General features: G+C 65.5%; 24 protein-coding genes. 15 read left to right on the forward strand and 9 right to left on the reverse strand.

Annotated features, from left to right (window positions below; translation table 11 throughout):
- Positions 1–2: 2 nt before the first annotated feature.
- Positions 3–695, reverse strand: coding sequence for a GntR family transcriptional regulator (locus tag LCL94_RS04730; RefSeq protein WP_224831202.1), 693 nt, complete (start codon positions 693–695; stop codon positions 3–5).
- Positions 692–2062: a formimidoylglutamate deiminase gene (locus LCL94_RS04735; protein ID WP_224831203.1), complete on the reverse strand. Its 1371-nt coding sequence runs from the start codon at positions 2060–2062 to the stop codon at positions 692–694. The genes LCL94_RS04730 and LCL94_RS04735 overlap by 4 nt, the downstream gene beginning before the upstream one ends.
- A 65-nt stretch (positions 2063–2127) precedes the next feature.
- Between LCL94_RS04735 and hutI the strand changes: the two genes are divergently transcribed.
- From hutI to LCL94_RS04770, 7 genes are all read left to right on the forward strand, one after another.
- Positions 2128–3342, forward strand: coding sequence for an imidazolonepropionase (gene hutI / locus LCL94_RS04740; RefSeq protein ID WP_224831204.1), 1215 nt, complete (start codon positions 2128–2130; stop codon positions 3340–3342).
- Complete coding sequence (hutH, locus tag LCL94_RS04745; protein WP_224831205.1) at positions 3332–4867, forward strand: histidine ammonia-lyase; 1536 nt, start codon at positions 3332–3334, stop codon at positions 4865–4867. The genes hutI and hutH overlap by 11 nt, the downstream gene beginning before the upstream one ends.
- Positions 4864–5655: an N-formylglutamate deformylase gene (gene hutG, locus LCL94_RS04750; protein ID WP_224831206.1), complete on the forward strand. Its 792-nt coding sequence runs from the start codon at positions 4864–4866 to the stop codon at positions 5653–5655. The genes hutH and hutG overlap by 4 nt, the downstream gene beginning before the upstream one ends.
- Positions 5652–7325, forward strand: a complete 1674-nt coding sequence (gene hutU, locus LCL94_RS04755; protein WP_224831207.1) for a urocanate hydratase — start codon at positions 5652–5654, stop codon at positions 7323–7325. The genes hutG and hutU overlap by 4 nt, the downstream gene beginning before the upstream one ends.
- Positions 7326–7379: 54 nt before the next feature.
- Positions 7380–9329: an acetate--CoA ligase gene (gene acs / locus LCL94_RS04760; RefSeq protein WP_224831208.1), complete on the forward strand. Its 1950-nt coding sequence runs from the start codon at positions 7380–7382 to the stop codon at positions 9327–9329.
- A gap of 184 nt (positions 9330–9513) precedes the next feature.
- Positions 9514–10569, forward strand: a complete 1056-nt coding sequence (locus LCL94_RS04765) for a peptidylprolyl isomerase (RefSeq protein ID WP_224831209.1) — start codon at positions 9514–9516, stop codon at positions 10567–10569.
- Positions 10566–10883 carry a DUF1905 domain-containing protein gene (locus LCL94_RS04770; protein WP_224831210.1) on the forward strand — a complete coding sequence of 106 codons (318 nt, stop codon included), beginning with the start codon at positions 10566–10568 and terminating at the stop codon, positions 10881–10883. The genes LCL94_RS04765 and LCL94_RS04770 overlap by 4 nt, the downstream gene beginning before the upstream one ends.
- On the opposite strand, the gene LCL94_RS04775 is transcribed toward LCL94_RS04770, so the two are convergent.
- The 3 genes from LCL94_RS04775 to LCL94_RS04785 form a co-directional block, all read right to left on the reverse strand.
- Entirely contained in the window at positions 10880–11245 is a 366-nt protein-coding gene (locus LCL94_RS04775; RefSeq protein ID WP_224831211.1) for a VOC family protein, read from the reverse strand. The genes LCL94_RS04770 and LCL94_RS04775 overlap by 4 nt on opposite strands.
- Entirely contained in the window at positions 11242–13335 is a 2094-nt protein-coding gene (locus LCL94_RS04780; RefSeq protein WP_224831212.1) for a RelA/SpoT family protein, read from the reverse strand. The genes LCL94_RS04775 and LCL94_RS04780 overlap by 4 nt, the downstream gene beginning before the upstream one ends.
- An 86-nt stretch (positions 13336–13421) precedes the next feature.
- Complete coding sequence (locus LCL94_RS04785) at positions 13422–15317, reverse strand: M1 family metallopeptidase (RefSeq protein ID WP_224831213.1); 1896 nt, start codon at positions 15315–15317, stop codon at positions 13422–13424.
- 154 nt (positions 15318–15471) lie between these two features.
- Between LCL94_RS04785 and LCL94_RS04790 the strand changes: the two genes are divergently transcribed.
- The gene (locus tag LCL94_RS04790) at positions 15472–16335 is read left to right on the forward strand and encodes a family 16 glycosylhydrolase (RefSeq protein WP_224831214.1); all 864 of its coding nucleotides are present in this window, start codon (positions 15472–15474) and stop codon (positions 16333–16335) included.
- Position 16336: 1 nt separating this feature from the next.
- Here LCL94_RS04790 and LCL94_RS04795 read toward each other — a convergent pair whose 3' ends face one another.
- Both LCL94_RS04795 and hemF read right to left on the reverse strand, forming a co-directional pair.
- Entirely contained in the window at positions 16337–17200 is an 864-nt protein-coding gene (locus LCL94_RS04795; protein ID WP_224831215.1) for a Rieske (2Fe-2S) protein, read from the reverse strand.
- Entirely contained in the window at positions 17191–18048 is an 858-nt protein-coding gene (gene hemF / locus LCL94_RS04800) for an oxygen-dependent coproporphyrinogen oxidase (protein ID WP_224831216.1), read from the reverse strand. Before hemF ends, LCL94_RS04795 begins: the two co-directional genes overlap by 10 nt.
- A gap of 45 nt (positions 18049–18093) precedes the next feature.
- On the opposite strand from hemF, the gene pdeM reads away from it, so the two are divergent.
- The 6 genes from pdeM (at position 18094) to LCL94_RS04830 (ending at position 24811) form a co-directional block, all read left to right on the forward strand.
- Positions 18094–18798, forward strand: coding sequence for a ligase-associated DNA damage response endonuclease PdeM (gene pdeM, locus LCL94_RS04805; protein ID WP_224831217.1), 705 nt, complete (start codon positions 18094–18096; stop codon positions 18796–18798).
- A 99-nt stretch (positions 18799–18897) separates the two neighbouring features.
- Positions 18898–19416, forward strand: a complete 519-nt coding sequence (gene infC, locus LCL94_RS04810; RefSeq protein WP_160608246.1) for a translation initiation factor IF-3 — start codon at positions 18898–18900, stop codon at positions 19414–19416.
- A 251-nt stretch (positions 19417–19667) separates the two neighbouring features.
- Entirely contained in the window at positions 19668–20837 is a 1170-nt protein-coding gene (locus tag LCL94_RS04815) for a DUF547 domain-containing protein (protein WP_224831218.1), read from the forward strand.
- A gap of 92 nt (positions 20838–20929) precedes the next feature.
- Positions 20930–22339, forward strand: coding sequence for an SLC13 family permease (locus LCL94_RS04820; RefSeq protein WP_224831219.1), 1410 nt, complete (start codon positions 20930–20932; stop codon positions 22337–22339).
- A 305-nt stretch (positions 22340–22644) separates the two neighbouring features.
- Positions 22645–23907 (forward strand): cystathionine gamma-synthase family protein, encoded by a 1263-nt coding sequence (locus LCL94_RS04825; RefSeq protein ID WP_263611757.1) that lies wholly within the window; start codon positions 22645–22647, stop codon positions 23905–23907.
- Between the two features lies 1 nt (position 23908).
- Complete coding sequence (locus LCL94_RS04830) at positions 23909–24811, forward strand: ATP-grasp domain-containing protein (RefSeq protein ID WP_224831221.1); 903 nt, start codon at positions 23909–23911, stop codon at positions 24809–24811.
- Here LCL94_RS04830 and LCL94_RS04835 read toward each other — a convergent pair.
- Both LCL94_RS04835 and LCL94_RS04840 read right to left on the reverse strand, forming a co-directional pair.
- On the reverse strand, positions 24808–25098 hold the full coding sequence (locus LCL94_RS04835) for a PilZ domain-containing protein (RefSeq protein ID WP_224831222.1): 291 nt from the start codon (positions 25096–25098) through the stop codon (positions 24808–24810). The two genes, LCL94_RS04830 and LCL94_RS04835, sit on opposite strands and share 4 nt — an antisense overlap.
- Before the next feature lie 97 nt (positions 25099–25195).
- Positions 25196–25729: a J domain-containing protein gene (locus tag LCL94_RS04840; protein ID WP_224831223.1), complete on the reverse strand. Its 534-nt coding sequence runs from the start codon at positions 25727–25729 to the stop codon at positions 25196–25198.
- Between the two features lie 148 nt (positions 25730–25877).
- Here LCL94_RS04840 and LCL94_RS04845 point away from each other — a divergent pair, with 148 nt between their 5' ends.
- Complete coding sequence (locus LCL94_RS04845; protein WP_222555124.1) at positions 25878–26027, forward strand: hypothetical protein; 150 nt, start codon at positions 25878–25880, stop codon at positions 26025–26027.
- Positions 26028–26058: the final 31 nt, after the last annotated feature.

Consider the following 26058-nt stretch of genomic DNA (forward strand, 5'->3'; position numbering starts at 1 on the left):
GCTCAGATCTCGAAATTGAGGCGGTAGCCCGGCCGGTAGACGAGCATGATGTCGGTCACCGAACGGTCGCCGAACCACGTCGTGCGGTCCATGGTGAACAGCGCTTCGCCGGCATCCGTCCCGAACAGTTCGGCAAGCCGCTCGTCGGCCACGCTGGCAGACAGGGCGACTTCGCCGCGGGAAAAGGGCACCGTGCGCACCAGCCATTCGTTCGCGCTCGTTGCGGCAAGGTCGGCATCGGCAAATTCGGGCACCGTTTCGAGGTTCACCCAGCGCCGTTCGAAGGCAAAGGCCTTACCGTCGGCGAGGTGAAGGCTCTCGAGAAAGGCACAGCGCTGGTCGGGGTCAAGCCGCATCCTTTCGCGCAAGGCGGCAGGCGGCTTGCGCTGTTCGCGCCGCAGGACGCGGTGTGCGTATTCCTGCCCTGCTCCCTCGACCTGCTCGCGCAGGATCGGAATGCTCACCTGCGCCTGCCTTGCCGGGAGCGGGCGAACGCGGGTCCCGCCCTTGCGCTTGCGCTCGACAATGCCTTCCTCGGCAAGGGCCTGTAGCGCACGGTTCACTGTGGTGCGCGAACAGCCGTATTCCTCGGCGAATTCGACCTCGCCGGGGATCAGTTCACCCAGTTTCCATTCGCCGGCGACGATCCGGTTCCTGATTGCCTCGCGAATGCCGGAATGGGTCGCGCTGTTCACAGGGCTTGCCTCAGGCGGGTCATGGTCCTGTGGAAACGTTCGCGGACGCGATCCGCGCAGATGTGCTGCCCGCCTGTGACGATGTGACGCCCTGCGGACCACACGTCGCTGACGGCGCGTTCCTCCGCCCCGAATATCCAGCTGTCTAGGCGCGTGTCAGCGTCCGCCCAGTCGAGGAAGGGAATGTCGTCGCGCAGCGCCACCAGATCGGCCAGCCGGCCTGCCTCGATTGCGCCAGCCGGCCGCCCGATCGCCTGCGCCCCGCCGTTTGCCGCGCGTTCAATGAGGTTGCGCCCGTTCGAGCGCACATCGTCGCTCGCCAGCACGGTCCGCTGGCGGTGGAGCAGGCGTTGCGAGACTTCGAGCATCCGCAATTCCTCGCTCACCGATAGGCGGATGTTCGAATCCGAACCCAGTCCGAACCGTCCGCCGTGCTGCAGATAGTCGCGGGCCGGGAAGATGCCGTCGCCAAGGTTTGCCTCGGTCGTCGGGCAAAGTCCGGCAACCGCGCGTGAGGCGGCGAGGTCGCGCACTTCGCCAGCGTCGATATGGGTCGCGTGGATCAGGCACCAGCGCTCGTCGACCGGCATGGAATCGAGCAGCCAGCGAACCGGCCGCGCGCCGAGGAACTGTTCGACCTCCTCGACCTCCTTGACCTGTTCGGCAGCATGGATGTGGACCGGCCCCGAAGGACAGAGCTCCAGGCAGGCCTCCAGCCCCTCGCGGTCGACCGCCCGCAGCGAATGGGGCGCAACGCCGAGGCGGAAGTCGGACGGCATTGTGGCCGCCGCATCGGCGATCCTTGCATAGAGCGCCTCGAACTGTGCCACGTCGCAGCCGAACCGGGACTGTCCTTGGTTCAAAGGGCGGCGATCCAGCCCGCCATGCGTATAGAGCACCGGCAAATGCGTAAGGCCGATGCCGGTTTCGTTTGCAGCTGCAAAGATGCCGAGCGAGGTTTGCGCCCGATCGTCGTACCGCGCGCCGCCCGGGCGATGGTGGACATAATGGAATTCCGCCGAGGCGGTGTAACCGGCTTCTGCCATCTTCACCTGCACCAGCGCCGCGATTGCCTCGATATCCTCCGGCGCAAGTACGTCGAGGAAGCGGTACATGACCTGCCGCCAGGTCCAGAAATCGTCCGTCCCGCTCGGGCCGCGCCGCTCGGCCAGTCCCGCCATCGCGCGCTGGAAACTGTGCGTGTGGAGATTGGCTAGGCCCGGTACCAGCGTGCCCACGGCGGACGCCGCATCGAAGCCTTCCTGCGAAACGCCCGTAATGCGCCCCGCATCGTCCCAGCTCACCACGCCGTCCGCCACCCAGCCGGATGGCGTGAGAATCTGCCGCGCTGACAATCTGCCGGTCATCGCACCTTGCGCCTTTTCGCTATTATGTGCATACATAATCACGAAGGGAAGGTATTGGCAAGGCCATGAGCGAACGAGTCTATTCGGGCTGCACGGCAGCGACCATGGTCGGGGATACGCCCTACGGCCTGATCGAGGACGCAGCGATCGTCACCAGCGCGGGACGCATCGTGTGGGTCGGCCGCAACCGGGACTTGCCGGGCTGGTGCGCGCATATTCCGAACATCGGCCTCGGCGGTGGGCTGGTCACTCCCGCACTTATCGATTGCCACACGCATCTCGTGTTCGGCGGCGACCGGTCGAAGGAGTTCGCCATGCGCCTGTCGGGCGCCACCTACGAGGAAATCGCTCGGGCGGGCGGCGGTATCCGTTCGACCGTCGGCGCCACGCGCGCCGCCAGCGATGACGAATTGCTCGCAGGCGCGCTGCGCCGGGTGGACGATCTGCAGGCCGACGGGGTTGCGGTCATCGAAGTGAAATCGGGCTACGGCCTGACGATCGAGGACGAATTGCGCATGCTGCGCGTCGCGCGTCGGATCGAACAGCATCGCCCGGTCCGCATCCGCACCACCTGGCTCGCCGCGCATGCCGTGCCCGCCGAATATGCCGATCGGGCCGACGACTATATCGCCGACGTCGCTATCGAGGGGCTGAAGCGCGCGCACGAGGAAGGGCTTGTCGATGCCGTCGACGGCTTTTGCGAAGGCATCGGCTTCACACCCCAGCAGATGCGCCGTGTGTTCGAGGCGGCACGCGAGCTGGGCCTGCCGGTCAAGCTGCATGCCGAACAGCTGAGCGATCTCAAGGGCGCGGTTCTGGCTGCCGAATTCGGCGCGCTTTCCGCTGACCATCTCGAATATCTCGCGCCCGAGGATGCGCATCACCTTGCCCGCAGCGGCACGGTCGCCGTCCTGCTGCCGGGGGCATACTTCGCGCTGCGCGAAACGAAACTGCCGCCTGTCGAGGCGCTGCGCGAACACGGCGTGCGCATGGCAGTCGCAACCGATGCCAACCCCGGCAGTTCGCCGCTGTCCTCCCTGCGCCTCGCGATGGGCATGGCCTGCACGCAGTTCCGCCTGACGCCGGAAGAGGCGCTGGCCGGTGCCACGCGCAATGCCGCCGCCGCGCTCGGCCTCGAAAAGGATTACGGGACGATCGAACTCGGCAAGCGCACCGAGCTTGCCGTGTGGGACGCACCCGGCCCCGACTTCCTCAGCTACTGGCTCGGCGGCGATCTCCTGCGCGGCCGGATCATCCACGGAGAATTCCATGAGCGTTGAACTCGCGCCCGGTGCGGTCAGCCTGGCCGAACTCGAACACCTGTTCCGCACCGGATCGGCCTTCCATGTCTCGGGCGAGGCGATGGCCGATGTCTCGGCTGCGGTCGAGCGGCTGGAGAAAGCTGTCGCGACGGGCGGCGCGCTGTACGGAGTGAATACCGGCTTCGGCAAACTGGCCAGCGTGCGCATCGCCGATGGCGACCTCGCCACGCTCCAGCGCAATATCGTGCTCTCGCACAGCGCAGGCTTCGGCAAACCGCTCTCGCCGGAAATCGTCCGCCTCGTCATCGCGCTGAAGTGCATCTCGCTAGGCCGCGGCGCTTCGGCGGTAAGGCCGGTGGTGATCGAACGCCTGCAACAGATGGTCGCCTGCGACGTCATCCCGGTCGTCCCGGAAAAGGGATCGGTCGGCGCATCGGGCGATCTTGCCCCGCTCGCGCATATCGCCGCCGTCCTGATCGGGGAAGGCGAGGCCTTCTACAAGGGCGAGCGGATGGCCGCGGGCAAGGCAATGCAGGCGGCCGGCCTCGCGCCGGTGGAACTGCAGGCCAAGGAAGGTCTCGCGCTCCTCAACGGCACGCAGGTTTCGACCGCGCTCGCGCTGGCGGGGCTGTTCGATGCCTGGCGCCTGTCGATCAATTCCCTGGTGACGACGGCCCTGTCGGTCGATGCCGCGATGGGTTCTTCGGCGCCATTCCGCGACGAAATCCACACGCTGCGCGGTCACCGCGGGCAGGTCGACGCGGCGCGGATCGTGCGCGGCCTGCTCGAAGGATCGGAAATCCGCGAGAGCCATCTCGAAGACGATTTGCGCGTTCAGGACCCCTATTGCCTGCGCTGCGCCCCGCAGGTCGTGGGCGCCTGCCTCGACCAGCTGCGCCATTGTGCGCAGGTCCTGACGACAGAAGCCAATGCGGTGACCGACAACCCGCTGGTCCTGTCCTGTGGAGAGGTCGTGTCGGGCGGTAATTTCCACGCCGAACCCGTTGGCCTTGCCGCCGATGCCATCGCGCTCGCCATTTCCGAAGTCGGCAGCATCGCGCAGCGGCGTGTCGCACTGCTGGTCGATCCTTCGCTCAGCTTCGGCCTGCCTGCCTTCCTCTCCGCCGATCCGGGCCTCCAGTCCGGCCTGATGATCGCGGAAGTCACCTCGGCCGCGATAATGAGCGAGAACCGCGCGCTCGCCAATCCGCGCACGGTGGATTCGACGCCGACCTCGGCCAACCAGGAAGACCATGTCTCCATGGCCTGCCATGCCGGGCGCCGCCTGCTCGAGATGAACGAGAACCTCGCCGCCATCCTCGGCATCGAGGCGCTGTCGGCCGTGCAAGGCATCGAGTACCGCGCCCCGCTGCGCACCAGCGACGCGCTGCAGGAAGTCATCGCCCGCGTAAGAGAAGCCTCGCCCACGCTCGACAGCGACCGGCAGGTCGACGGCGACATCGCGGCGACGGCAGAACTGCTCGCCTCCGGCCCGCTCGCACCCGAGGTCGAGGGGGCCTCGATCGGCGAGGCGCTGGCGTGACACCGGTCACACTTGTCAGGGGTACGTCGCCCATGGTCCTTGCCCAGCCCCATTCGGGGACCTGGCTGCCGGACGAGGTGACAGCGGCGCTCGAACCGTCAGCTCGCGCGCTGGTCGATACCGACTGGCGCATCCCCGAACTCTACGAGGGGCTGCTGCCCGATGCGACGGTCGTGCGCGCCGAGTTCAACCGCTATGTGATCGACGCGAACCGCCCCCCGGACGATACCTCGCTCTACCCGGGCCAGAACACCACGGGCCTCGTTCCGCTGCATGATTTCGATGCCCGCCCGATCTGGCGCAACGCGCCCGACGAGGCAGAGACTGCGCGCAGGCTCGCCCTCTACCATGCCCCCTATCACGAGGCGCTGCGCGGAGAACTGGAGCGAGTGAGATCGCAGCACGGTTTCGCTGTCCTCTACGATTGCCACTCGATCCGGTCCGAGGCGCCATACCTGTTCGACGGCAGGCTGCCCGACCTCAATATCGGCACGAATTCCGGAGCCTCCTGCTCGCCTGCGATTGAGCGCGCGGTCGCGCGTACCTGCGAGGAGGTGGAAGGCTTCACCTCGGTCCTCAACGGAAGGTTCAAGGGCGGCTGGACGACGCGCCATTATGGCCAGCCGGACAAGGGCGTGCACGCGGTCCAGATGGAGATCGCGCAGAGCGCCTATCTGGAAACCGAAGCCCCGCCCTTTGCCCTTTCGCATGAAAAATCGGCACGCCTGCGCGCGGTTCTCGCCCGCGTATTCGCTGCCATCGAAGACAGTTTTGGAGAGATTGCATGAGCCACCAGATCAGGAACGCGCGGGACGTGAAGAGCCCGACCGGCCCCGAACTGACCTGCGGAAGCTGGCAGACGGAAGCGCCGTTCCGCATGATCCAGAACAACCTCGATCGCACGGTCGCGGAGAACCCCGACGAGCTGGTCGTCTATGGCGGCATCGGCAAGGCGGCACGCACGTGGAGCGATTTCGACCGCATCCTCGACAGCCTCAAGACGCTGTCCGACGACGAGACGCTGCTGGTCCAGTCGGGCCGTCCCGTCGGCGTCTTCCGCACCCATGCCGATGCGCCGCGCGTGCTGATCGCGAACTCTAACATCGTCCCCCACTGGGCGAACTGGGAGCATTTCAGCGAGCTCGATAGGAAGGGCCTGATGATGTACGGCCAGATGACGGCCGGATCGTGGATCTACATCGGCACGCAGGGCATCGTCCAAGGCACGTACGAGACCTTCGTCGAGGCCGGACGCAAGCATTACGGCGGCGACCTCACGGGCAAGTGGATCCTCACCGGCGGGCTGGGCGGCATGGGCGGCGCGCAGCCGCTCGCCGCGGTCATGGCCGGGGCCTGCTGCCTGGCGGTCGAGTGCAATCCCGAGAGTATCGATTTCCGCCTGCGCACGAGATACGTCGACGAGAAGGCCGAGACGCTGGACGAGGCGCTGGCGCTGATCGAGCGCTGGACTGCCGCAGGCGAGGCGAAATCGGTCGGTCTGCTGGGCAATGCCGCCGAAATCTTCCCCGAACTGGTCCGCCGCGGCGTGCGGCCCGATATCGTCACCGACCAGACCTCCGCGCACGATCCGGTCAACGGCTATCTGCCCGAAGGCTGGACCATGGCCGAATGGCGCGAGAAGCGCGAAAGCGACCCCAAGGCGGTCGAGAAGGCCGCGCGCGCATCCATGCGCAAGCAGGTCGAAGCCATGCTCGCCTTCTGGGACGCCGGCGTGCCGACGCTCGACTACGGCAACAACATCCGCCAAGTCGCGCTGGAAGAGGGGCTGGAGAACGCCTTCGCCTTCCCCGGCTTCGTGCCCGCCTACATCCGCCCGCTGTTCTGCCGCGGCGTCGGCCCGTTCCGTTGGGCCGCGCTGTCGGGCGATCCAGAGGACATCTACAAGACCGATGCCAAGGTGAAGGAGCTGCTGCCCGACAACCATCACCTGCACAACTGGCTCGACATGGCGCGCGAGCGGATCGCCTTCCAGGGCCTGCCCGCGCGTATCTGCTGGGTCGGCCTCGGCGACCGCCACCGGCTCGGCATGGCGTTCAACGAGATGGTCGCGAATGGCGAGTTGAAGGCTCCCGTAGTGATCGGGCGGGATCACCTCGATTCCGGCTCCGTCGCCAGCCCCAACCGCGAAACCGAGGCGATGCGGGACGGATCGGACGCGGTCAGCGACTGGCCGCTGCTCAATGCCCTGCTCAACACCGCCTCGGGCGCGACCTGGGTCAGCCTCCACCATGGCGGCGGCGTGGGCATGGGCTTCTCGCAGCACGCGGGCATGGTGATCGTTGCCGACGGGACCGAGGACGCGGCCCGCAGGCTGGAGCGCGTGCTGTGGAACGACCCAGCCACCGGCGTCATGCGCCATGCCGATGCAGGCTATGACGAGGCGCTCGACTGCGCTCGCGAAAAGGGGCTGCGCCTGCCTGGCATCCTGGGCAACTAGTCTCTGGCATAAGCCTTCCCGGCAGTGTTAGGGACACTGCCAGGAGAGATGCCGATGAGCGATACCGATACCGCCGCCGAATGGGTCCGCATGCCGGCCAATGCCGCGCAAGGCACCATCTGCACTGCCGCGCAATATGAAGAACACTACGCCCGCAGCCTGTCCGATCCGGACGGTTTCTGGGCCGAGCAGGCTGAGCGGCTCGACTGGGTTCAAGCGCCGAGAACCATCGCCGACTGGAGCTTCGATCCGGTCGCGATCAAGTGGTTCGAAGACGGCGTGCTAAACATCTGCCACAATGCCGTCGACCGCCATGTCGAGGCAGGACGCGCCGACACCGTCGCGCTGATCTTCGAACCCGACGATCCGGCAGGCGAGGTGCGCCGCATCACTTACGGCCAACTCCAGGCCGAAGTCGTGCGCATGGCCAATGCGCTCAAGAAGCTCGGCGTCGCCAAGGGCGACCGGGTGACCATCTACATGCCCATGGTGCCCGAAGGCGCCTTCGCCATGCTCGCCTGCGCGCGCATCGGGGCGATCCACTCGGTCATCTTCGGCGGCTTCTCGCCCGAGGCCATTGCGGGCCGCGTCGAGGATTGCCGCAGCGACTGGATCGTCACCGCTGACGAAGGCCTGCGCGGCGGCAAGCGCATTCCGCTCAAGGCCAATGTCGACGCCGCGCTGGAAAAGGTGCCGGCCAAGGGCGTGCTGGTCCTCAGGCACACCGGCGGCGATGTCGCCATGCACGAGGGCCGCGACCACTGGTATCACGAATTCTCGCAAGACGTGTCCGGGGATTGCCCCTGCGAGCCCATGAAAGCGGAAGACCCGCTGTTCATTCTCTACACCTCGGGCTCGACCGGCAAGCCCAAGGGTGTGCTCCACACCACCGGCGGCTATGCCGTCTGGACCGAGACGACCTTCCGCTATGTCTTCGATTACCGCCCGGGCGAAATCTACTGGTGCACCGCCGACATCGGCTGGGTCACGGGCCACAGCTACATCGTCTACGGCCCGCTGCTGAACGGGGCCACGGCACTGATGTTCGAAGGCGTGCCCAACTGGCCCGGCCACGACCGCTTCTGGGCCGTATGCGAGAAGCACAAGGTCAACATCTTCTACACCGCCCCCACCGCCATCCGCGCGCTGATGCGCGAAGGCGACGGGCACGTGACGAAGCATGACCTGTCCAGCCTGCGCCTGCTCGGCAGCGTGGGCGAGCCGATCAATCCGGAAGCCTGGCGCTGGTATTCCGACACGGTCGGCAAGGGTGCGGTGCCCGTCATCGACACCTGGTGGCAGACCGAGACGGGCGGCGTGATGATCACCACCCTGCCCGGCGCGCACGACATGAAACCGGGCAGCGCGGGCAAGCCCTTCTTCGGCATCTGCCCGCAACTGGTCGATAACGAGGGCGGCGTGCTGGAGGGCGCGACCAGCGGCAATCTATGCATCACGCGCAGCTGGCCGGGTCAGGCGCGCACGGTCTACGGCGACCACGACCGCTTCGTGCAGACCTATTTCAGCACCTACAAGGGCAAGTATTTCACCGGTGACGGATGCCGCCGCGATGCCGACGATTACTACTGGATCACCGGGCGGGTGGACGATGTGATCAACGTATCGGGCCACCGCATGGGGACCGCCGAAGTGGAAAGCGCGCTGGTGCTCCACCCCAAGGTCAGCGAGGCGGCGGTCGTGGGCTATCCGCACGACATCAAGGGCCAGGGCATCTATTGCTATGTTACGCTGATGGAGGGCGAGCAGCCGTCGGAGGACCTCGCCGCCGAACTGCGCCAGTGGGTGCGCAAGGAAATCGGCCCGATCGCCACGCCCGACCACCTGCATTTCACCCCGGCCCTGCCCAAGACGCGCAGCGGCAAGATCATGCGGCGCATCCTGAGGAAGATCGCGGAGAACGAGTTCGGCGCGCTCGGCGACACCTCGACGCTGGCCGATCCTTCCGTAGTCGAAAGCCTGATCGACGGGCGCCAGAACCGCTAGGATTTTTGCGACGAGTTGAGGGAACCGGGCAAATCCTTCCCCGTTTCGGAAATACCACCCCCCAAGTCGTGGCGGTGCGCGGAATAGCATTCCCTGCGACCTCCACTACAGAGCCCCTTTCCGCCCGGCAAAACGCGCGGAAAGGGGCTTTTTGTTTGGGCCGACAGGTGGCACGCTGGCGCGCATGACCAAGCACCTGATTTCGCTCGCCGCGATGCTCGCCCTTGCCGCCCCTCTCGCCGCGCAGGAAGAACCGCAAGGCGCCCCGTCTCCGAACGAAATTGTCGCGCAGGCTGATGCAAAGGAGTGGATCGCCATTCCCGCCGAAGACCTGCTGGTCATGACCCTCGCCCCTGCCGCCGACGGCTCTGCGCGCAAGGTCGTCATCCAGCTCATGCCCGCGCCCTTCAGCCAGGGCTGGGTCGAGAACATTCGCACTCTCGCCCGCGCGAAATGGTACGACAATATCGCGGTGAACCGGGTGCAGGACAATTACGTCGTCCAGTGGGGCGATCCCAATTACGACAATCCCGAAAGCGAAGGTGCTGCCAAACCGCTGCCCGATGGGCTGAAGGTGATGGACGAAAGCGATTACGCCGCACCGGCGCGGCATTATCGCTTCTACGGAAACAGCGGCAAGCGGGTGCATGAGAACCGCTCCAACCCGCACCTTACGATGGCCTATTTGTTCGGCAATTACGCCGGCTACAACGGCTTTTCGGCAGGATGGCCGGTGGCCGGCACCAACTCCGCAGTGCCCTCCGAGAAGCGCAGGTCAATAGACAGCGCCTATGACTACTCGCGCCCTGACAGTGTCTGGCCTGTCCATTGCTACGGCATGGTCGGGGTTGGGCGGAACTACTCGCCGGATACAGGTTCGGGGGCCGAACTCTACACCGTGATCGGCCATGCGCCGCGTCACCTCGACCGCAATATTGCGCTCGTGGGCCGGATCGTGGAGGGGATGGAGCACCTCTCCTCACTGCCGCGCGGCACCGGCGCGCTCGGCTTCTATGCGACCGGGGAAGAAGCCAAGCGCACCCCGATCCTTTCGGTCCGCGTGGCGAGCGACCTTCCAGCAGGCGAGAGACCGGCATTCGAATACCTCTCGACCGAAGGCGAGACCTTCGTCCGCTATGCCGAGGCGCGCGCCAATCGCCGCGATCCCTTCTTCATCGTCCCGGCGGGCGGTGCGGACATCTGCAACATCCCAGTGCCTATCCGCCGCGCGGGCGAGTGAGCGATACTATCACCTGCACCCTCCGCTTGCGCCAATGGCGCGGGGAACGGGGCACCTATCACCTCGTCACGATTACCGGCGAAGAGGCCGAGGCCATCGCCATGCACGAGCGCCTTTCGCGGCTCGAATTCGGCAGCCGCCGCGGCTTCGGTTCGGTGAAGGTCATGGCAGGCATCGGCGGAACCCGTTGGAAGACTTCGGTGTTTCCGCAAGACCGGAAATCGGAATGGGTGCTGCTCGTGTCGAAAAAAGTGGTGAAGGCTGAGGACCTTGCCGAGGGCGACCCCCTCGCGGTCGAACTCCAGCTGCTCTAGAGCTTTTCCATCAGTTCGATGCGGTTGCCGAAGGGGTCGGCAATGTCGCCGCGGCGGTAGCCGTCGAGCTTCTTGCCCGGCTTGAACGGGATGCCTGCCGCTTCCAGCTTGGCGACCATCGCGCCGAGGTTCTCGACCAGCAAGGCAGGATGCGCGCGGCGGGCGGGGAGGAAGGCATCCTCCACGCCGCAGTGGATGGTGATGCCCTCGCCTTCGAACCAGCAGCCGCCATTGACCGCAAGGTGTGCAGGCTTGGCGACCTCTTCCAGCCCCATCAGGTCGGCCCAGAACTTGCGCGCATGCGGTTCGCCCCCGTGGGGCATGGCCAGCTGCACATGGTCGATACCGACGAGCAGGCTCATGCGCGCTCCGCCTGCGCTACGGCATCGCTGGCGCGCAGCGCGCTGAGGATGCGGGTGAGGTGGGCAAGGTCCTGCACTTCGAGATCGACCTCGTAAGTGGTGAAGGGGTGGTCGAGCTGGACCTGTTCCAGGCTTTTCACGTTCACGACGTTCTTGGCGAAGATACCGGCCATCTCGGCCAGCGTACCGGGCCGGTCGTAAAGTGTCACCCTGAGCCGCCCGACCGCGCCGCGCGAGCTCTTGCCCCATGACAGATCGAGCCAGTCGGTATCGATCCCGCTCGCCAGTTCGTGGCAATCGATCGCGTGGACTTCCACTCCCGAACTCGGTTTGCGAACGCCCACGATGCGGTCGCCCGGCACCGGGTGGCAGCATTCGGCCAGCTGGTAGCCGACACCCGGCGTCAGCCCGCGGATCGACAGCGACTTGCCGCTGCGCAGCCATTCGGCATCGTCTTCCGCCATGCCTTCGGTGCAGCCGGGCACCAGCGCCTCCATCACCTCGCGGTCGGCGATATTGGCCGCGCCGATGGCGTAATAGAGGTCGTCCTCTTCCTCCATCTCCAGTCGCTTCAACGCATCGCGGACCGCCTTCTTGCCGATCTTGGCAGGCACACGGCTGGCTATTTCGTCGAACAGCTTGGTACCGATTTCGGCGACTTCCGCGCGCTCCTTGAGGCGGACGGCGCGGCGGATGGCGGCCCGCGCCTTGCCGGTGACGACGAAGCCCAGCCAGCTCATCTGCGGCTCGGCATTCTTGCCCTTCAGGATCTCGACCACGTCGCCATTATGCAATTGCGTGCGCAGGGGCATGTGGCGCCCGTTGATCTTGGCCCCGACCGTCTGCGCCCCGAGATCGGTATGCACCGCAAAGGCGAAGTCGACCGCGGTAGAGCCCTTGGGCAGCTGGAACAGCGCGCCCTTGGGGGTGAAGGCGAAGATGCGATCCTGGTAGATCGCCATGCGCGTGTGTTCGAGCAGTTCTTCCGGATCGTGGCTGGCATCCACGATCTCGATCAGGTCGCGCAGCCAGCCGACCTGCCCGTCGGGGCGGTCGCCCTGCTTGTAGGCCCAGTGCGCTGCCAGCCCGAACTCGTTGGTGCGGTGCATCTCGCGCGTGCGGATCTGCACCTCGACGCGCATCGACTTGCCGTAGATCAGCGAGGTGTGGAGGCTGCGGTAGCCGTTCGTCTTGGGCGTCGAGATGTAGTCCTTGAAACGCCCGGGCAGGAACTGCCAGGTCGTGTGCAGCAACCCCATCGCGCGGTAGCAGTCGTCGACGCTTTCGGTGATGATGCGGAAGGCCATGATGTCCGTCACCTGTTCGAAGGACACGTGGCGTTCGGCCATCTTGCGCCAGATCGAATACGGGTGCTTCTCGCGGCCCGACACCTCGACCGTAAGACCGGCTTCGGCCAGCGCGTGCTTCATGTCGAGCGCAATGGCATCGACCTGCCCGCCGTCCTGCTGGCGGATCTGGTCGAGGCGCTGGGTGATCGTCTCGAAGGCTTCGGGCTCCAATTGCTCGAAGGCGAGCATCTGCATCTCGCGCATGTATTCGTACATGCCCACCCGCTCTGCCAGCGGAGCGTAGATATCCATCGTCTCGCGCGCGATGCGCTGGCGCTTTTCCGGGTTCTTGATGAAGCCCAGCGTGCGCATGTTGTGCAGCCGGTCGCCCAGCTTCACCAGCAGAACGCGGATGTCCTCGCTCATGGCGAGGAGGAACTTGCGCAGGTTCTCGGCCGCGCGCTCGTTCTCGGGCATCTGCTCGATCTTCGACAGCTTGGTCACGCCGTCGACCAGCCGTGCGACATCGGTCCCGAAATTGAGCTCGATATCCTCGATCGTGGCCAGCGTATCCTCGACCGTGTCGTGGAGCAGCGCGGTGGCGATAGTCTCCTGGTCGAGCTTGAGGTCGGTCATCAGGCCCGCGACCTCGACCGGGTGCGAGAAATAGGGGTCGCCGCTGGCGCGCGTCTGGGTGCCGTGCTTCTGCACCGTGTAGACATAGGCACGGTTCAGCATCGCCTCGTCGGCGTCCGGGTCGTACTCCTTGACCCTCTCTACGAGTTCGTACTGGCGCAGCATTTCTTAGCCACGATGTGGGCAAATCGTGCTGCAATGCAACGGGAAATGCGGATTCAGCCCGAAGTCTTGCGGCCTTTCGAAGATTTTTACTCCGTCCAGCCGAGCACGCGGTCCACGCCTGCGCGCGTCGCAGCATGGTAGCTGCCGCGAGTTCTCGCATAGATGCGTTTGGCGATCGGCTGGCCCCAGTCGCCCTCGTTCCACAACACCGCGAACAGCGGGCGGACGAACTTGGCGCGGCCGACTTCGGCAAGGAACGCCTCGACCTGAGGGACGGCCGGTTCGTAGCGGTTCATCAGCGCCAGTTCGAGCCAAAGGAACAGGATCTCGTTGTTCCCCGTCTTCGACAGGCCCAGCGCCGTGTCGAGTGCGGCGAGCTGCGCGGCGGTGCGATCCTTGGGAATGTTGTCGACGAAGCGCATCTGTTCCGCCGCGGTCCAGCCGGCATAGGTCGCCGGGATGGCACCCGATGCTGTGTAGGAAGCAACGGCGGCATCGACTTCGGCGAAGGCTGCCGGATCGGGCTTCGCGACATTGGCGGGCAGGCCCGGCGCGAAGATCCAGTCGCGCAGCATCAGCGCCTCGGCCTCGGCCGGCGAGGCGACGAGGTTTTCCATCATGTCGGCGAGGAACATCTCGCTGGTGGCGGGCTGGAAAGCGTGGCCGTCGAACCACTGGCGCAGCCAGGCATCGAACCGCTCGCGGCCCACGATCCGCTCCACCGTGCGCAGGAAGAAGGCGCCCTTGTCATAGGCAATCGCGCTGCCGAGCTCATACTCGCCATCGGTGCTGAGCGCTGTGCCCGGTTCGTCCGCACCCACTTCGGCCAGCACTTCCTGTATATTGGCATACATCAGCGCCGCTTCCTGTTCGGCGCGCTTCTTGCCGTAGACTTCCTCGACGATGCGGTTCTCGAAATAGGTCGTCACGCCTTCGTTGAGCCAGCTGTCGCCCCAGGTCGCATTGGTCACCAGATTGCCCGACCAGCTATGTGCCAGCTCGTGCGCGACGAGACCGTTATTCGACCGGTCGCCCGCGATGAAAGTGGGGGTGAGGAAGGTCATCACCGGGTTTTCCATCCCGCCGAAGGGGAAGGCGGGCGGCAGCACGATCATGTCGTAGCGGCCCCAGCGATAGGCGCCGTAGAGCCGTTCTGCAGCGACCACCATCTCCTCGGTATCGGCCACCTCGGCCCGGGCGCGGGGCAGGACCGAGGGTTCGGCCCAGACGCCGGTGCGCGGCCCGATCGGGGCGAAATCGATGTCACCGGCAGCGAGCGCGATAAGGTAGGGCGGCACCGGCTTGTCCATCACGAAACGGAAGGCGCGGCGGCCATCGCCGAGGTCTTCGGGCTCGCCCTGGCGCACGCCGCTCATCACCACGTCGAGCGGCTTTGGCGCGGTGATGCGCGCGGCCCAGGTCTGGCGGATGCCGGGGCTGTCCTGCGTCGGGATCCAGGTGCGATTGCGGATCGCCTGTCCCTGGCTGAACAGGAAGGGGTGGACCTTGCCCGCGGTCTGTTCGGGGCTCAGCCATTGCAGCGCGCTGGCATCGGCAGGCGCCTTGTAGGCGATGCGGATGGTGCGCGCGCCGTTCAGCGAAATCGTCAGCGGCGCGCCCTTCCCGCCGGCCTCGACCAGCTCGCCCACCGAATAGGGAAGCTCGGCGCCGCGGCTGTCGGTGATCTTCTCGATTTCCAGCCCGTAGCTGTCGAGCACCAGCCGCTCTTCGCCCGGAGCGACCAGCAGCCTGAGTTCGGCCACGCCGCCGACCCGCTGCGCGGCAAAGTCGAGGTCGAGGTCGAGCTCGACATGGGTGACCCGTGCTTCCTGCGGCCGGGCATAGGTCGAGCTGTCGAGCGCTTCGGGAGAGGTCAGGATCGGCGCGACCAGCGGCTCCGGATAGCCGCCCGTCTCGGCCGGGATCGACGTGCAGGCAGCACTGGCAAGCAGCAGGGAAAGCGGGGCGACAAAACGGCGCATGGGCGACTCCGGAAACGGTTGATCTGTGAAATTGCCCGCCGTCTCGCAAATTCGGGAGGCTCTGGCCAGAGCGGCCATGAAATCGTACCCGCAGGACTCGCCAAACCGGCCTGGATCGGCAATGAGAACGTTATCAAGAACCGAGAGGTCCCCGATGAAATCGATCCTGCTGTCGCTTGCCGCCGCCCTTGTCGCCATCCCTGCCGCCGCTTCGGCGCATGACATGAACGGGCGGGAGCTGCTTTTCGCCGACGAGTTCGATGCAGGTTCGCTCGATCGGGAAAAGTGGATCACGATCGGCCCTGATTTCTGGGTCAACAACGAACAGCAGGCCTATGTCGACGATCCCGGCGTGATCAATTTCCTGCAGGACATCCCGGGCGCGGACGACGGCGTCCTGATGCTGCGGCCCGTTTTCAGCCCGGGCATCGACCCCAAGAAGGACCGCAACGCGCCCTTTGTGTCGGGCCGGATCGAGAGCAAGGGCAAGTTCGACTTCACCTATGGCCGCGCCGAGGCGCGCATCCGCATGCCCGATGCCGAAGGCGTCTGGCCGGCCTTCTGGCTGCTGGGCAACGGCAAGTGGCCCGACACCGGCGAAATCGACATCATGGAATATGTCGGCGAGAAGGACTGGATCGGCGTCGCCCTGCACGGCCCCGGCTATTCGGGCGAGACCCCGCTGGTGAACAAGTACTTCTTCCCCGAAGGCATCGATGTGACCGACTGGCACAACTATGCCGTCGAGTGGAGCGAAGACAGGATCGAGTTCCTCATCGACGACCGCGTGATTTACCGCGTCACGCGCCCGATGGTCGAAAACTACGGCAAGTGGCGCTTCGACAATCCGAAGTACCTCATCCTGAATTTCGCAATGGGCGGCGCCTATCCGTTCAAGACCAACGGCATCAAGGAACCGTACAACGGCGTGCCGGCGGAAACGGTCGAGAAGGTGAAGACCGGCGAGGTCGCCATGCTGGTCGACTGGGTGCGGGTCTGGGGTCCGGAGAAGAAGTAGCCTAGATCGGCCCCTGCAGGACCAGTCGGCCGCGGTCATCTTCCGCGACGCCGAAGATCTCCAGCGCCGGGCAGCGCCCGCCTTCCTCGTGGCCGTCTTCCAGCGAGAAGCGATAGCCGTGCCAGGGGCATGTCACCCGGCCATCGGCGACCTCGTGACCCGACAGCGGCCCCAGCAGGTGGGGGCAGGTCGCGCGATGCGCCAGCCAGCGGCCCTCGTGGAAACGCAGGACCATCTCGCCCCCGCCTGCGGAGACGATATTGGCGCAGGTCTTGTCGAAACCGGACGAGGCGCCCAGCGCGGTACCCGCCTCCGGCCGCGCATGGCCACCCGATGACTTGAGCGCGATAGCCGCCTGGCGCCCGCTCATCAGCTGTTCATCCTCGTCATAGAGCGTGGCATATTGCTGCTGGAGCGCGGCGAGCAGGAACCGGGCCTGTGCTTCGCTTTCCGGCGGCTGCGGGAGGTAGAATCCCACGCGTACCGTGATCCCTCCTTCGGGTACGGCAGTCGCCTGGGTATGGATTTCCACGCCCTGCCCGAACCCCTCGACCACGCAGGTGGCCCAGTAATGCTTCGCCGCGTCGACGAGCAATTCGATGAACTGGCTGCCCGCAAAGCCCGGAAGCGATGCCTTGCACCGCCAGCCCCAGCTGCCCTGTTCGACCAGCGCGATATCGCCAAACGAGGTCGGATGGACGAAGGGCAGGTGTTCCCAGTCGTAGGCGTTTTCCATCATCCGCTGCAGGTTCACCGGCAGCTTGCGCTCGTAGGTGCCAAGGCAGTGGAGGTCATCGAGGCGCGCCCGGTCGATCCGGTCGGACCTGCCGGCGAAGACCGCCCGATCGGCCGCGCTCAGCTCCACACGGCCTCGGGCGGCAGGCTCATGAGGATCGCGTCGATATTGCCGCCGGTCTTGAGGCCGAACAGCGTGCCGCGGTCGTAGACGAGGTTGAATTCGGCATAGCGCCCGCGCCATTCGAGCTGGGTCAGCTTATCCTCGGGCGTGAATTCGCTTTCCATGCGGCGGCGCACCAGCTTGGGGAAGACGTCGAGAAAGGCCTCGCCCACGTCGCGGGTGAAGGCGAAATTGCGCTCGAATGCGGCTTCGTCCGTACATTCCAGATGGTCGTAGAAGATCCCGCCGACGCCGCGGTGCACGCCGCGGTGGGGGATGAAGAAATAATCGTCCGCCCACTTCTTGAACCGCTCGTAATAGGTCGGATTGTGGGCCGAACAGGCCGCGCGGAAACGGGCGTGGAAGTCGTTCGTGTCCTCGTCATAGGGCAGCGGCGGGTTGAGGTCCGCCCCGCCGCCGAACCAGGCGGCCTGCGTGGTGAGGAAGCGCGTGTTCATGTGCACGGCGGGCACGTGCGGGTTCGCCATATGCGCGACCAGGCTGATGCCGGTGGCGGTGAAGCCGGGACTTTCCGCGCTCGCCCCGTTGATCGAGGCGGCGAATTCAGGCGCGAAATTACCGCGCACGGTCGACACGTTGACCCCGACCTTCTCGAACACCTTGCCCTTCATCAGGCCCTGGACGCCGCCACCCGGATCGTCATTGCCCGCTTCCTCGCGCTGCCACGGCGTGTAGGCGAAAGCGGCATCCGAGCCCGCTTCGCGCTCGATTGCCTCGAATTCGGCGCAGATGCGGTCGCGCAGGGTTTCGAACCAGGTGCGCGCTGCTTGGGTCTGTTGTGTCCAGTCGGTCATGCAAGGGGCCTTGCCATCCCGATTTCCCTACGGCAATAGCGCCGCATGGTTCCCCTTTCGTTCGCAGGCGAGGAATGGCTCCTGACAGAGGGCCGCGCACTGTACTGGCCGCGCGAGCAGGCGCTGCTGGTCGCCGACCTGCACCTCGAAAAAGGCAGCTTTTTCGCCAAGCACGGACAGATGGTCCCGCCATACGACAGCCGCGAGACGCTGGAACGCGTCGCGCTCGCCATCCGTGAGACAGGGGCGCGACGAGTCATCACGCTGGGCGACAATTTCCACGATTCGGACGGGTCGGCACGGCTCGAACCCCACGCCTACGGCATGCTGGAGGCGCTGACCAAGGCGGTCGACTGGGTGTGGATCACGGGCAATCACGACCCCGACATGGACGCGCGCTGCGGCGGCACGCTGGCAGAAGAACTCGAAATCGGCGGTGTCATCCTGCGCCACCGTGCGCAGAAGGGCGAGACAAGGCCCGAACTTTCGGGCCACTATCACCCGCGCCTCCAGCTCAAGGTCCGCCAGCGCATGATCCGGCGGCCCTGCGCCGTCGTCAGCGCGAACGAGGGCGCGGACGGGCGGCCCAGCGGGCGCATGATCCTGCCTGCTTTCGGGGCCTATACCGGCGGCATGAACGCGGCGGATCCGGCCATCCTCAAGGCGCTCCAGCCCGCCGATCGGATCGATGCTGTGGTGCCTGCGGCGGGCAAGCTGGCGCGTTTCAACCTGTGGCATCGCACCGCCTGAGTTTCGCCCTAGCGAAAAGGCGCGTTTCTCCCTACATAGCGCGCACACCAAACGGCAGAATCAGGAGATTGCCCCATAGCCCGTCCACCCCGGCGCAGCATGCAAATGCCCGTGAAAAGCGGCCCGCGCTACGATAACATGATCAACGTCCCCAAGGTCCGCGTGATCGATCACGAAGGAGAAAACCTGGGGGTGATGTACACCCGCGAAGCGGTAGAGCAGGCCAACGAACTGGGTCTCAACCTCGTCGAAGTGTCCCCCAATGCGGACCCGCCGGTGTGCAAGTTCCTGGATGTCGGCAAGTATCGCTACGAGGCGCAGAAGAAGGCGAACCTCGCACGCAAGACCCAAAAGACGCAGGAGATCAAAGAGATCAAGATGCGTCCCAACATCGACGATCACGATTACGACGTGAAGATGCGCAACGTGAACAAGTTCATCGAGCATGGCGACAAGGTGAAGGTCACCCTGCGCTTCCGCGGTCGCGAAATGGCGCACCAGCAGCTCGGCATGGACCTGCTTAACCGCGTGCGCGACGACGTCGAGGAAATCGCCAAGGTGGAAAGCTTCCCGCGCCTCGAAGGGCGCCAGATGCTGATGGTGCTCGCACCCAAGTAAGCGTCTGCCGGCAACGGATCGACCGGACAAGAGCGGGGCGGTGCCATGGCACCAGCCCCGCTTTTTCATGGGCTTGGCACGTCCCGCTCCATCGACGAAGGGCGAATAGCCGCCCCATCTATCGACCAAGTGCTTGCCATAATCGGCAGGCTGCTCTGCCCCTGCCACGAGTTCTCAAGTATAAGGTCGGCGATTTTCTTGGGGCTGCGACACAAGGCCCCGTAACGACTTCACCAGGCAGGTATCGCAACATGGGCAAACGACTTCTCGCTTCGGCAGCCATCGCATCGCTTCTCGCGCTGCCCGCAACACCTGCCCTCGCGCAGGATGCCGCGCCGCTGGCGGCTGCGCAGGCCGCATCGGCGGACGCCGAATTCGCCCGCTTCGCGCCGCGCCCGTCGAAGAACCTCCAGCTCGATTTCTCGGTCTGGCAGGACGCGCTGCGCTACATGGTCCTGCGCATGGGGCCGTCCACGCGCCTCGGTGCGAACACCGTCCTGCCGCTGACCGGCACGCGCTTCGTCTACGGGCACGATTCGCGCATCCGCCTCGAAGGCAACCGCATTCCCTTCTCGATGCTGAGCGAGGAGGCGATCGCCCCGCTGACCGAATACCGCGAGGATCTGCAGCGCATCGCCGGCGAAATCGACATCGCCAGCCTGCCGAAGAACCAGCAGCTGGCCTTCTGGATCAACCTCCACAATGTCGCCGTTATCGAGAAGATCGCGCTCAACTATCCCGTCACATCGCCCTCGCTCATCCGGCTCGACGGCAGCGACAAGCCGCTCGACGAGACGAAGTTCATCACCATCGCAGGCGTCGCGATGAGCCCGAAAGACATCCGCACCAAGATCGTCTTCCCCCACTGGGACGACCCCAAGGTGATCTACGGCTTCTTCCGCGGCGAGCTGGGCGGCCCCACCATCCCGCGCGAAGCCTATACCGCGGCCAATGTCGATGCGCTGCTGGCCGAAAACGGCAACGAATTCGTCAATTCGCTGCGCGGCGTGGAAAGCATCGGCGGCAAGCTGCTGGTCTCCGAAATCTTCGAGGAAGCGGCCCCGTTCTTCTTCCCGCGCATGGACGATGACCTCAAGGCGCACCTCGCCACGCTCGCCGAGGAAGACGTCTCGGCGCTGCTCGCCGAAGGCAAGTCGATCAAGGTCAACACCTATGTCGACACGGTCGCCGACCTTGCCGGGGGCGAAAAGGAACCGCTCTTCTACGAACTCCAGTCGAACGGCGAATACGCCTCTGCCAAGTTCACGCCCTCGATCCTGCGCTTGCTCGGCGAACGCGCGCAGAAATACCGCGTGCTGCAGGAACAGGGCCGCCTCGGCCGCGTGATCCTGCTGCCCAATCCCGGCGAGACGATCGAACCTGCGGAAGAGACCGGCGAACCCGCCCAGCCCGAGGAATAAGCCCTGCTGCCGCGATGAAAGCGGCATAGGCGCCACGTGAAGCCTTGCTCCCTCCCACCCCTGCCCGTTAGCAGGGCAGCGGGAGAGACGCAGTGAGCGCACAACGCATCGGACTGGTAATCGGCATCCTTGCCCTGCTGGCAGGCATTTTCGCGCCCTTGCCCGCGGGGATGGAACGCGGGGCCGGGATCGTTGCCGGCCTCGTCGTCCTCATGGCCGCATGGTGGATGACCGAGGCGCTGCCGCTGACGGCGACCGCGCTGATGCCCTTCCTCGTCCTGCCCTTTGCCGGGGTGATGGACGCAAAGACCACGGCGTCGGCCTATTATTCGCCGATCCTGTTCCTGCTGCTGGGCGGCGCCTTCATCGCCCTCGCCATCGAGCGCACGGGATTGCACAAGCGCCTGGCGCTCGCGCTGCTGCGCATGGTCGGCGGGCGCGGCGGTCAGGCCGGCGTACTGCTGGCCTTCATGGCGACGGCGGCAATCCTGTCGATGCTGATCTCCAACACCTCCACCGCGCTGATCATGATGCCCATGGCCGTCGCCGTGCTGGCGGGCGGAGGCATTGCCGACCAGGATACTGAGGGCCTGTCGGGTGCGCTGCCCATGGGCATCGCCTTTGCGGCCAGCATCGGCGGGCTCGGCACGCTGGTCGGCTCGCCAACTAACGCGATTGCGGTTGGCCTGCTCGACACGCTGACCGGTACGCGGATCACTTTCGCGCAGTGGGCTTTCTATGGGTTGCCGGTGGTCGTGATCGGCGTGCCGCTCGCCGCCTTCCTGGTCGCGCGGGTGCAGAAGGTCGCTGCGCATCCTTTCGATGCGCGCGCCGCACGCGCGGCGATCGACACACATTCCGCCTGGTCGAGCGCGGAGAAGCGGCTGGTTCCGGTCGTCGCTGTGACCTTCCTTCTGTGGATGGGGCAGATGTGGATCGCGCCCTATTTGCCGGACGGATCGCTGACCGACGGCACCATCGCCATCCTGATGAGCCTGACGCTGTTCCTCCTGCCCGATGGCACGGGCAGGCCGCTGCTGACCTGGGACGAGGCGAATCGCGCACCCTGGGGTGTCATCATGATGTTCGGCGGCGGGCTGGCGCTGGCGGCCGGCATGGCGGCAAGCGGCCTTGCCGACTGGCTGGGGCAGGCGCTGTTGCCGCTGGAAGCCTGGCCGCTGGTGCTCGTCGCGATTGCCGTGGTCGCGATGGTCGTGCTGATCACCGAATTCGCCAGTAACGTTGCCACGGCCAGCGGCATCATCCCGGTCGTCGCCAGCCTCGTCGTGGCGCTGGGGGCCGATCCGGTCCTGCTCGCCATGCCCGCCGCGCTGGCGGCAAGCTGGGGTTTCATGCTGCCGGCCGGAACCGGTCCCAATGCCATCGCCTGGTCGACCGGTCGCATCCGCATCGAACGGATGGTCAAGGCAGGCCTGCTGCTCGACCTCTTCGGCATCGTGATGATCGTGGCCGTGGTGTGGGGCATGAACGCACTGCTCTGACGGGGCGTTTTCCTACCATCGGGCGGCTTGCTATCGCTCCCCCGATGGCACCGAAAACCCTCTGCTCCACCCCTGCCCCATGTGCGTCGTCTCGGGTCCGGGATTTTCTCCTGTGGACTGTGTTCCAAGCGTTCCATCCTGTGGGACCGGTCGCAGTTGAAACCAACATCGCTCCAACATAAGACATGGCCCACAGCGGCTGTCGGCGGAGAGGCGTTCCTGCGGAGGTTAGGAACGGGTGCCCCGGCAGCCTCATCGGCCCCCGCCTTCCTGGGGGCGAAGATACAGGAAGGATGCTCGCGACCATGAGCGACGTCACCAAGATCAACGGCCGCCCCCTGAAACCCAGCACGCTGATGATGGGCCACGGTTACGACCCCGTGCTGTCCGAAGGCAGCCTCAAGCAGCCGCTGTTCCTCACCAGCACTTTCGCCTTCCCCAGCGCGGCCGACGGCAAGCGCCATTTCGAAGGCATCACCGGCAAGCGTCCGGGCGGCGCGGACGGCCTCGTCTATTCGCGCTTCAACGCGCCGAACCAGGAAATCCTCGAAGACCGCCTGTCCATCTGGGACGGCGCGGAAGACGCCCTGTCCTTCTCCAGCGGCATGTCCGCGATCTGCGTCCTGCTGCTGACCTATGCGAGCCAGGGCGACGTGATCGTCCATTCGGGCCCGCTCTATGCCGCGACCGAAGGCTTCGTCGCCAAGTGGCTGAGCAAGTTCGGTGTCAGCTACATCGACTTCCCGGCAGGCGCGACGCGCGAAGAGATCGATGCCGTGCTTGAACAGGGCAAGGCCAAGGCCGCCGAACAGGGAGGCAAGGTCTGCATGGTCTACCTTGAAAGCCCGGGCAATCCGACCAATGCGCTGGTCGACGTCCAGGCCGTGCGCGCCGCGGTCGACGCAGCGGGGCTGGAATGCCCGATCGCGATCGACAACACCTTCCTCGGCCCGCTGTGGCAGCGCCCGCTCGAACATGGTGCGGACATCGTGGTCTATTCGCTGACCAAGTACGTGGGCGGCCATTCCGACCTCGTCGCGGGCAGCATCGCCGGGGCCAAGAAGTGGATGGATCCGGTGCGCATGCTGCGCAACACGATGGGCGGCATCTGCGACCCGAACACCGCATGGATGCTTTGCCGCAGCCTCGAAACCGTCGAACTGCGCATGCAGCGCGCGGGCGAGAATGCGGAGAAGGTCTGCGCCTTCCTTGCCAAGCACCCCAAGGTCGAAGGCCTCGGCTATCTCGGCATGATCAAGGATGCGCGCCAGCAGGACATCTACGACCGCCATTGCCTCGGCGCAGGTTCGACCTTTTCGCTGCTGCTCAAGGGCGGCGAGGCGGAATGCTTCCGCTTCCTCGACAGCCTCAAGATCGCCAAGCTGGCGGTCAGCCTCGGCGGGACCGAAACGCTCGCCAGCCACCCGGCTTCGATGACGCACCTGTCAGTGCCGGACGAGCGCAAGGCGGCGCTGGGCATCGGTGACAACCTCATTCGCATCTCGATCGGGATCGAGGACGCTGACGACCTCATCGCAGACTTCGAACAGGCGCTGGAACAGGTCTGAGGTGACGACAAGGATCGGCTTCCTCGCCTGTGCCGACACGCTTCCGCCACCCGAAGGCGTGGCGGACGAGCGGCGCGGGGACGCTTTCGAGCATGATCTCGAAACCGCGGCCCTGCGCCCGGCATTCGCCGCGGCAGGGCTTGAGCTGGTTGAGATCGACTGGCGTGCACCGCTGGGCGAATTCGAGGGCATGGCCTTGGTCCTGCTCGGCACGGCCTGGGACTATCAGGACCATCCGGACGAATTCCTCGACAAGCTGGAAGCCCTGGCCGGAATGGGCGTAGATGTCTGCAATCCGCCGGAGGTCGTGCGGTGGAATGCGGACAAGCGCTACCTTCGCGAGCTGGAACAGCGCGGGGTGACCACCGTGCCCACGCTCTGGCTCGACGATCTCGACACTGCCGGCGTGCTGGGAGCGATGGACGGCTTCGGCTGCGACCGCATCGTGGTGAAGCGGCAAGTGGGCGCAGGGGGCCTCGGGCAGCACAGCTTCTCGCGCGCCCAGCTGCCCGCACAGGGCTGGCGAATGGGTCGCCCCTGCATGGCCCAACCGTTCCTGCCGAGCGTTGTCGAAGAGGGCGAGTACACCTTCCTCTTCATCGATGGCGCCTTCAGCCACGGCGTGCTGAAACGCGCGGCGGAGGGGGAATACCGCATCCAGTCGCTTTATGGCGGCTACGAATGCGATTTCGAGCCCGATACTGCCGACCTCGCCAAGGCACAGTCGGTGGTCGCCTCGCTGCCGTTCGACCGGCCGCTCTACTGTCGCATCGACATGGCGCGCCTGCCTTCGGGTGACCTTGCGGTGATGGAAGCAGAGATGATCGAGCCCTACCTCTATCCGCAGCAAGGGCCGGAACTGGGCAAACGGATGGCCGAAGCCATCCTCGGCAGGCTGGGCTAGCTAGGCTTCACGTCCAGCGCGGCGAGGATTTGCGGCAGGAGCGGGCGAGTGAATTGCACGCCCGCCTCCGCGCCTTGGACCCAGACGACCTGTCCCGCGAAGGCGAGGCGATCGTCGATTTCGAAGATAAGCATGGCGCCCGGTTCCGCCGAGGCGTCGAACAATTCGACGCGGCATCCGCTCGGCGACACGTCGCACAAGATCGCCTGCGCGCGTTGTCGGCCGACAAGGCAGTCGAGCACGACGTTGGTAGCGTGTCGGGGAGAAAGGCGCTGCTGTATCGTCATGGTCCGTTCCAGGACCTTTTGTAGCAGGCACAGGGCAAGAAATCGTAAACGCGGTCTTTACTATGGCGAAGCGTAAAAACAGTGGCTTAGGCAGGCATCAGCCCTTCCATTCGCGCCGTTCCTCGGCAGATTTTAGGATTTCGTAGGCGAGCGAATATTTCTGGAACTGTGCCGCTGCCTCCTTGTCGCCCGGCTTGACGTCTGGATGCACTTCCTTGGCCCGGGCGCGGAAGGCTTTCTTCACGGCTGCGAAATCGGCATCGACTTCTAAGTCGAGCACCTCGAGCGCGCGCATCTCGTCGGCACTTCGCGATCCGTCTCCGCTGCCTGCCCAGCCGTAATGCTGCGCCTCGGCATAGCCGGCATTCTCGGTGCGCTCGGCCTTGGCGCGGGCCTCTTTCTCGGCCTTGTCGAGGCCTTCGAAATAATCCCACCCCCGATTGTACTCTGCGGCATGGGCCTGGCAGAACATCCAGCGCTCGGGGCTGTTGGGCGCTTTGGGGGCGGGGCAATCGCCAACTTCCTCGCAGCCATGCCGGTCGCAAAGGCGAACAGGCGCAGCCTCGCGGCTGGCATCGTAGCCGCGCCAGCGGGGAAATCCCCAGTCGTTGGAGCGCCGCGCCTTAGGCACGGTGGCTCTTTCCGGAAGTCGTTTGTCGGGCTGGCATGGTCGTCAATCTAGGAGCACTGGCGAACTTGGCAAGGACATGGGAACCAGTTTCAATTCGAAATGTTGCATTGCAACGATTGCTTCACGTTTCCAGCCTAGGGGCCATGTCATGAGCAAGCAGCTTACGCTTTCTGCCATCGCCGCCGCACTGACCATGGGCCTTTTCGCCCTGTCGGCGAGCGCGGGCTTTTTCGATATTCCGGCCGGCAGCCAGCTTGCCGGTCATGCGCCGCTGTTCGACCTGAACGCGCGCTTCTGAGCGAAACGGGCCCCGGTCTGGCCGGGACCCG

Source organism: Qipengyuania gaetbuli (genome assembly GCF_020171365.1).
In the GTDB taxonomy this organism is placed as follows: Bacteria; Pseudomonadota; Alphaproteobacteria; order Sphingomonadales; family Sphingomonadaceae; genus Qipengyuania; species Qipengyuania gaetbuli_B.